This is a genomic window from Trinickia sp., from assembly GCF_051953405.1.
In the GTDB taxonomy this organism is placed as follows: domain Bacteria; phylum Pseudomonadota; class Gammaproteobacteria; order Burkholderiales; family Burkholderiaceae; genus Trinickia.
Genome location: NZ_JBQCIV010000134.1, coordinates 1 through 7,550, shown reverse-complemented (window position 1 = coordinate 7,550; position 7,550 = coordinate 1). Strand labels below are relative to the sequence as shown.

Annotated in this window: 10 protein-coding genes; 7 read left to right on the top strand and 3 right to left on the bottom strand. The window is 63.4% G+C overall.

Features of this window, described 5'->3' with window-relative positions:
* Positions 1-79: 79 nt before the first annotated feature.
* The 6 genes from rpsP (at position 80) to ACTHN9_RS24445 (ending at position 4,296) form a co-directional block, all read left to right on the top strand.
* Positions 80-334 carry a 30S ribosomal protein S16 gene (gene rpsP / locus ACTHN9_RS24470; RefSeq protein WP_010091769.1) on the top strand — a complete coding sequence of 85 codons (255 nt, stop codon included), beginning with the start codon at positions 80-82 and terminating at the stop codon, positions 332-334.
* A gap of 115 nt (positions 335-449) precedes the next feature.
* Positions 450-1,139 (top strand): ribosome maturation factor RimM, encoded by a 690-nt coding sequence (gene rimM / locus ACTHN9_RS24465; protein WP_440539402.1) that lies wholly within the window; start codon positions 450-452, stop codon positions 1,137-1,139.
* Positions 1,140-1,141: 2 nt separating this feature from the next.
* Positions 1,142-1,933 carry a tRNA (guanosine(37)-N1)-methyltransferase TrmD gene (gene trmD, locus ACTHN9_RS24460; protein WP_440539401.1) on the top strand — a complete coding sequence of 264 codons (792 nt, stop codon included), beginning with the start codon at positions 1,142-1,144 and terminating at the stop codon, positions 1,931-1,933.
* Positions 1,934-2,077: 144 nt separating this feature from the next.
* Positions 2,078-2,458: a 50S ribosomal protein L19 gene (gene rplS, locus ACTHN9_RS24455; protein ID WP_440539400.1), complete on the top strand. Its 381-nt coding sequence runs from the start codon at positions 2,078-2,080 to the stop codon at positions 2,456-2,458.
* A 102-nt stretch (positions 2,459-2,560) separates the two neighbouring features.
* The gene (locus ACTHN9_RS24450) at positions 2,561-3,238 is read left to right on the top strand and encodes a CoA pyrophosphatase (protein WP_440539399.1); all 678 of its coding nucleotides are present in this window, start codon (positions 2,561-2,563) and stop codon (positions 3,236-3,238) included.
* Positions 3,239-3,357: 119 nt separating this feature from the next.
* The gene (locus tag ACTHN9_RS24445; RefSeq protein ID WP_440539398.1) at positions 3,358-4,296 is read left to right on the top strand and encodes a CobD/CbiB family protein; all 939 of its coding nucleotides are present in this window, start codon (positions 3,358-3,360) and stop codon (positions 4,294-4,296) included.
* 43 nt (positions 4,297-4,339) lie between these two features.
* Here the strand turns inward: ACTHN9_RS24445 and ACTHN9_RS24440 are convergent, their stop codons facing one another.
* From ACTHN9_RS24440 to ACTHN9_RS24430, 3 genes are read right to left on the bottom strand one after another with little or no spacing between them, the layout of a single operon-like run.
* Complete coding sequence (locus ACTHN9_RS24440; RefSeq protein WP_440539403.1) at positions 4,340-4,654, bottom strand: putative signal transducing protein; 315 nt, start codon at positions 4,652-4,654, stop codon at positions 4,340-4,342.
* 39 nt (positions 4,655-4,693) lie between these two features.
* The gene (gene rsgA, locus ACTHN9_RS24435) at positions 4,694-5,632 is read right to left on the bottom strand and encodes a ribosome small subunit-dependent GTPase A (protein WP_440539397.1); all 939 of its coding nucleotides are present in this window, start codon (positions 5,630-5,632) and stop codon (positions 4,694-4,696) included.
* Positions 5,629-6,888 (bottom strand): M48 family metallopeptidase, encoded by a 1,260-nt coding sequence (locus ACTHN9_RS24430; RefSeq protein WP_440539396.1) that lies wholly within the window; start codon positions 6,886-6,888, stop codon positions 5,629-5,631. The genes rsgA and ACTHN9_RS24430 overlap by 4 nt, the downstream gene beginning before the upstream one ends.
* 135 nt (positions 6,889-7,023) lie before the next feature.
* On the opposite strand from ACTHN9_RS24430, the gene orn reads away from it, so the two are divergent.
* On the top strand, positions 7,024-7,550 hold a 527-nt coding region (orn, locus tag ACTHN9_RS24425), incomplete at its 3' end, for an oligoribonuclease (protein ID WP_440539395.1).

Here is a 7,550-nt window from a genome sequence, read left to right as displayed (position 1 = left end):
GTGTTTGTTATGGTTTCAGTTTCCCGCTATAATCGAGCGTTTCAGTGGTTCCGAACCCCCGGTTTTCAAGGATTACAGTATGGTCATCATCCGCTTGGCACGTGGCGGCTCGAAGAAGCGCCCGTTCTACAACATCGTCGCAACCGATTCGCGTAACCGTCGCGACGGCCGTTTCATCGAGCGCGTCGGCTTCTACAACCCGGTCGCCACGAAGGGCGAATCGCTGCGTATCGCGCAAGATCGTCTGACGTACTGGCAAGGCGTTGGCGCCCAACTGTCGCCGACGGTCGAGCGTCTCGTGAAGCAAGCGCAAAAGGCGCAACCGGCTGCTTAATCGCACTTGCCGCAGTGGTCGGCCGTTTTTCTCGGCTGCACCTCGCGTGAAGCGCGACGTGCAAGTACCGGGCGGTGGGCGACTGCGCGTGATCGAGCAACTGTGAGGTTTGTCGATGTCCGTTCGTGATTCGGGCTCGGGCCGGGCCAAGACGCCTCCCCGGGCGCCTGTGTCGTTTGGCGCGTTCGCGCGCAAGCCGGTCGAGCGCAATGCGACGCATGCAGCCGCCGGTCAGGCGTCGGCGGGCATCGAATCGGTCGCGTCCTTGCCGGACGATGCCGTCGAAGTCGGTGCGATCGTCGATGCATACGGCTTGAAAGGCTGGGTCAAAGTCGCGGCGCACGCGAGTGCCGCTCAAGGCGGCGACGCATTGACGAGTGCCAAATCCTGGTGGCTCGTCAAAGGGCGCGAGATCCAAACCGCGCCCGTTGTGGCCGCGAAAGTGCATGGCGACAGCGTCGTCGCGCAGTTGAACGGCGTCGGGGATCGCGATCGATCGCTGGCGTTGCGCGGTTGGCGCGTCCATGTGCGCCGCAGCGATTTTCCGTCGCTCGGTGCCGATGAGTTCTATTGGGTCGATCTGATCGGCCTGGAAGTCGTCAACGAGGCGGGTGTCGCGCTCGGCGCCGTCGCCGATCTGATCGACAACGGCGCGCATGCGGTACTTCGCGTCGAGTACCCGTCGCAGGACAAGGACGGGCAGCCGGCTACCGGCGAGCGGTTGATTCCGTTCGTCGGCGTGTATGTGAAAACGGTGGATCAAGCGGCGAAACGCATCGTCGTCGATTGGGACGCCGATTACTGAGCATGGTCCACATCTGGGAGCGCGCGATGCAGTTCGATGTCGTCACGCTCTTTCCCGAGATGTTCCGCGCGATTACCGAGTGGGGCATCACCAGCCGAGCGGTGAAGCAGGGGCGGTTCGGTTTGAGAACGTGGAATCCGCGCGATTTCACGACGGACAATTACCGGACCGTCGATGATCGGCCGTACGGTGGCGGGCCCGGCATGGTGATGCTGGCCAAGCCGCTCGAAGCAGCGATCGGCGCCGCGAAGGCCGCGCAGGAAGCGCTCGGCGTGAGCGGGGCGCGTGTCGTGATGATGTCGCCCCAAGGGGCGCCGCTCGATCACGAGCGCGTGATGCGGTTCGCTAGCGAGCCGGGGCTGGTGTTGCTGTGCGGGCGGTATGAAGCGATCGACCAACGGTTGCTCGACCGCTGTGTCGACGAGGAAGTGAGTCTCGGCGATTTTGTCCTGTCGGGCGGCGAATTGCCGGCCATGGCATTGATGGACGCCGTGGTGCGCCAGTTGCCGGGTGTACTCGGCGATGCGCAATCCGCCGTACAGGACAGTTTCGTGAGCGGGCTGCTCGATTGCCCGCACTACACGCGGCCCGAGGAATACGAGGGCATGCGTGTGCCCGAGGTGTTGCTCGGCGGCCATCATGCCGAAATCGAGCAGTGGCGCCGGAAAGAGGCGCTGAGAAATACCCTTGCCAAGCGGCCCGATCTGATCGTGCGCGCGCGGCGAAGCAAGACGTTGAGCCGTGCCGACGAGGCATGGCTCGCAAGCCTGGCGAAAGCGGCACCGGAGTCCTAATCGGCTTTCGAGCCATTCGCGAGGCATAAGCGGCGCCGCGTAAGCGGTGTCAGGTGTGAACCCATCCTCTATCGGGGCCGAGCCACACTGCCGATTCGGCATAGGGCAGGTACAACGTCGACAAGATGGCATAAGGAGTCAGTGATGGATCTGATTGCAAAACTCGAGCAGGAAGAAATCGAGCGCGTGCTCGCCGGCAAGTCGATTCCCGCATTCGCCCCCGGCGATACGGTGATCGTGAACGTGAACGTGGTCGAAGGTACCCGCAAGCGTGTCCAGGCCTATGAAGGCGTGGTGATCGCCAAGCGTAACCGCGGCCTGAACTCGTCGTTCATCGTCCGTAAGATTTCGTCGGGCGAAGGCGTCGAGCGTACGTTCCAAACGTACTCGCCGCTGTTGGCCAGCATCGTCGTGAAGCGTCGTGGCGATGTGCGTCGTGCGAAGCTGTACTACCTGCGCGAGCGTTCGGGCAAGTCGGCACGTATCAAGGAAAAGCTGGTCTCGAAGGACCGCGCGGCTTCCTAAGCGTGCAAGCAGTAAGAAAAAGCACCCGTTCGGGTGCTTTTTTCTTTGCTGCTTCCCGAGTCACAATGACGGGTATCCGTCCATGACTTCACGAGCGTTACGTTGATTCGTCCCGTCTTCGAACCCGAAGTCCTGCCGATCGAAACCACCGGTTCCGGGTTGCCTGCCGTCGCCAGCTATCGGCTGACGCCCGTGGGCCTGCGCGAACGTTTCGCTCAACGTCTCGCGTGGGCGCCCGAGCCCTTCGAGCCTTTAGCGCAGCAGGGCGATCCGCGCGCGGCGGCCGTGCTCGTGCCGCTGGTCGTGCGCGATGCGCATCTTTCCGTGCTCCTCACCCAGCGCGCCGATCATCTGAGCGATCACGCCGGGCAGATCAGCTTTCCCGGTGGCCGGCGGGAGCCCTCCGATCCCGATGCCGTCGCGACCGCGCTGCGAGAAGCGCAGGAGGAAGTGGCGCTCGCACCCGAACGAGTGGAAGTGCTAGGCGCGCTGCCCGACTATCTGACGGGTACGGGGTTTCGCGTGACACCGGTCGTCGGGCTGGTTCACTCGCCATTTACGGTGCGCGCCGATACGCTCGAGGTGGCGGAAATTTTCGAGGTGCCGCTGCCTTTTCTGATGAATCCGGCCAATCACGAAGTGCGGCTGCTGCGCTGGGAAGGCGGCGAGCGTCGCTTTTTCGCCATGCCGTATCCGCGTCCCGGCACGGGCGGCCAATATTTCATTTGGGGCGCAACTGCCGGCATGTTGCGCAATTTCTATCGCTTTTTAGCCGCGTAGTCCCGCAACACGTCTATCGGCTAGCATTCGGCTGAACGCAGCCGATCACATTCGGGCGCAGCGCCCTGTGCTATCGTTATGCGACATACGAACAAACTCGAATTGCCACGGCTCCTCGCATGACCTTTTTCTCCGTATTGCTGGCTCTCGTCATCGAACAGCTGCGCGCGCTCTCGCAGAGCAACCCCATCTTCGCGCTGCTGCAGTACCACGCGGAATCGGCCGCGCAAGGTTTCGACGCGGGCAAGAGAAAACACGGCATGCTGGCCTGGCTCGTCGTCGTGCTGCCTTGGACGCTTGCGGTCGCCGCCGTTTATTACGTCCTTTATCGAATCAGCTTTGCGCTGGCGTTCCTCTGGAACGTCGTCATCGTTTATTTCACGCTCGGCTTTCGGCAGTTCAGCCATTACTTCACCGACATCCATCTCGCACTCAATAACGACGACGTGCCGCGCGCCCGGGAAATCCTGGCCGAATGGACGGGCATGGACACGGTAGATATGCCCGTCGGCGAAATCGTGCGCCACACGCTGATCCACGCTGTCGTCGCCTCCCATCGGCATGTGTTCGGCGTGTTCTTCTGGTTCCTTGTCCCGATCGGCCCGGCGGGCGCGGTGCTCTACCGCATCTCGGAATACCTCGCCCGTAGCTGGGGCGTATCGGTTGGCGAGCGTACCGCCGCTTTCGGCGTCTTTGCGCGCAAAGCGTTCTTTGTCATCGATTGGGTGCCGTCACGGCTCACGGCGCTCGGCTTCGCGATCGTCGGCAATTTCGAGGACGCCATCTACGCTTGGCGCAACCACGCTCGGCAATGGCCCGATGCCAACGACGGTGTCTTGCTCGCCGCCGGCAGCGGCGCGCTCGGTGCGCGGCTCGCCGGGCCGCTCGCGGAGCCCTCGAGTCTCGATGCGCTCGGCGCATCGGATGGCGGGCCGCTGACGGTCGGCGACGATTGCACGCCCCGTACGCTGCAGTCGGCGGTCGGCCTTGTCTGGCGGGCCGTTATCCTGTGGATGATCCTGCTGCTGATGCTGACCATCGCCGTCTGGCTCGGCTAACGAACGGACAGCCGGGCCGCCGGGATGCTTTGCCTCGCGGGCGTCAGTCTTCCTGGCGCCACGCGCCGCAGCGCCAGCAGGCGGTGAATTGCGGTTCCAATGTTTCGCCGCAAGCGCCGCATCGCCAAGGCGCCGCCCCCGCGGGCGGCCCGTTCTGAGCTGCCGCCAAGATTCGCCTCGCCAGCAGTTCGTCGCGTTCGTCGACGAGCCACAGTTCCGGTGCGCATTGGTCGGCCGGAATTTCTCCCAGCGCGCCGGTCAGATACCGGTTATGCAGTTCGCAATCGATGCCCGCCGCCGCCAGCAAGTTGACCCAATGTTGGCCGATGACGGGGTTCGGTGCGTAGGTGAGCTTCAGCATGGGCGGGCGCCGGTCGAGCGAATCGCAGCACTTGGCCTATCTGACGATCTGGCTGGCTTCGTGCACGAGTTGAGCATACAGCGCGTGCCGCTCGCGCGCGATACGGCCGTCGCCTAGGGCGGCGAGAATCGCACAGCCGGGCTCGTGCAGATGATGGCAATTGTAGAAGCGGCAGTGAGCGAGCAACGGACGGAACTCGGGAAACGCCCGCTCGAGGGTGCCTTCGGTCAAATGATGCAGTCCGAACTCCTGGAAACCGGGCGAATCGATCAGCGCGCCGCCGTCGGGCAACGGGTACAGCCGAGTGAACGTCGTCGTATGGCGCCCGCTGTTCAGTGCAGTCGAGATTTCGCGCGTGGCGACATCGGCCTCCGGAACGATGAGGTTGACCAGCGTGGACTTGCCCATCCCGGATTGGCCGAGCAATAGCGTCGCATGATCGCGCAATCGCTCGGTCAGCGCGGCGCGCGCGTCGTCGGGGCGGGCCTTGATCGACAGTTCCAGGACGTCGTAGCCGAGCGCCCGATAAGGCGCGAGACGGTCGCGGGCGGCGGGCAGTGCCGCCGTCACGTCGGTCTTGTTCAGGACGATCAAAGGCTTGAGGCCGTTGGCCTCGGCCGCCACCAGCGCACGTCCGAGCAAGTCTTCGCTGAAATGCGGCTGCGTCGCCAGCACGATCAGCAACTGATCGAGGTTTGCCGCGAATAGTTTCGATTTGTATTGATCGGATCGATAGAGCAGGTTGCGCCGTTCGCCGATTTCGACGATCACGCCTTGATCCGCCGATGTCGGTTCGTAGACGACGCGATCGCCCACCGCAACCTCGCTCTTTTTGCCGCGCGGAAAACACTGCAGCAGCCCGTGCGGATCGTGCTCGGGCGCGACCAGGTAGTGACGGCCATGCGCGGCGATGACGAGCCCGTGCGCGCACGCGGCGCCGGCACGCTTGCCGGATTTAGCGGGACGCGAACTCATGCGTGTCGCAGCAGCCGTTCGATCCGCTGCGAGGCGGGCGGGTGCGAATAGTAAAAGGCCGTATAGAGCGGATCGGGCGTCAAGGTGGAGGCGTTGTCTTCGTAAAGCTTGACGAGGGCGTTGACGAGTTCGTGCGCGTCGGTCTGGCTAGCGGCGAACGCGTCCGCCTCGAATTCGTGCTTGCGCGAGGTCAGGCTGCCGAGCGGGGTGACGAAGAACATGAACACCGGCAGCGCCAGGAAGAACAGCACCAGAGCCAGCGCGTCGTTGCTGCCCGTCATCGAGGGCCGCACGCCGAGCCCCTCGTAGAACCACGTGCGAGCGCTTAGCCAGCCGAGCAGCGCGAACAGTAGCAGGCTGATGACGAACGTCACGAGCATGCGCTTCGTGACGTGACGGCGCTTGAAGTGCCCGAGTTCGTGCGCGAGTACGGCTTCGATCTCGCTGCCCGTTAGCCGGGCGAGCAAGGTATCGAAAAAAACGATGCGCTTGCCGGCGCCGAAGCCCGTGAAGTACGCGTTGCCGTGCGCGGAGCGGCGGCTGCCGTCCATCACGAATAGGCCCTTGGCCGCAAAACCGCAGCGTTTCATCAAGGCTTCGATGCGGTGGACGAGGGCTTCGTCGGCCAGCGGTTCGAACTTGTTGAACAGCGGCGCGATCAGCGTGGGGTAGAGCACGAGCACGAGCAGTTGGAAGACGACGACGACCGCCCAGGCCCACAGCCACCACAGACCGCCCGCGCGGCCCATGAGCCAGAGCACGACGAACAGCAGCGGAAGCCCGAACGCGGCGCCGAGCCCGGCGCCTTTGGCCAGATCCGCGAAGAAGATCGCACGCGTCATCCGGTTAAAGCCGAATCGTTCCTCGACGACGAACTGCCGGTAATAATCGAACGGCAGATCGATCGCGCTCGTGATCACGGCCACCGCGGCCACGAGCGCGATCTGGCCCGTATAGCCTTCGCCAAGCCACGCGCCGATCGCGCGATCGAGCGCCTGTACCCCGCCGAGTAGCGTGAGTGCAATGAGCACGGCTGCCCCGACGGCGATTTCGAGCATCGACAAGCGGGTGCGCACGACGGTGTAATCGGCCGCGCGCCGATGGGCCGCGATGGGAATCGTATCGGCAAACTGCCTCGGCACCGCGTCCCTGCGTGCCGCCACGAAGCGGATTTGCCGCGAGGCGAGCCACAATTTCGTGGCGACCATCGCGACCACCATGACGGTGAACAGAACGGTGAAGTCGAGAGGGGGCATCGGGAAGTCCAAGTTATCTATGCGAGAATTATAGAGTTTCGCGGGACCGGGCGACGGTGCACGATCCCGCGTTGAGCGGTTTCACCGGTTCGGCTTCATTTCGCTTCTTTTTGTACCCATCAACGGATTGCTTTCATGACTGATTTACTCGAACCCGTCGGCGAGCCGACGCTCGCGCGCAGCGAGATGAACCTCGTTTGGCTCGATATGGAGATGACGGGGCTCGAGCCCGACACCGATCGCATCATCGAAATCGCGGTCGTGGTGACGAACTCGACGCTCGAGAAGGTGGTCGAGGGCCCGGTGCTCGCCATCCACCAGAGCGACGAAACGCTCGACAAGATGGACGATTGGAACAAGAACACGCATGGCCGTTCCGGCCTCATCGATCGTGTGCGGGCATCGACAATCACCGAGGCGGATGCCACCGAGCAGATTCGCGCCTTCCTGGGCAACTATGTGCCGCCCGGCAAATCGCCGATGTGCGGCAATTCGATTTGCCAGGACCGCCGCTTCATGGCGCGCTGGATGCCCGAACTCGAACGGTTTTTCCACTACCGCAATCTCGATGTCAGCACGCTCAAGGAATTGTGCCGCCGCTGGCAGCCGGCTATCTACAAAGGATTCCAAAAGCGCGCGATGCACACGGCGCTGGCCGACAT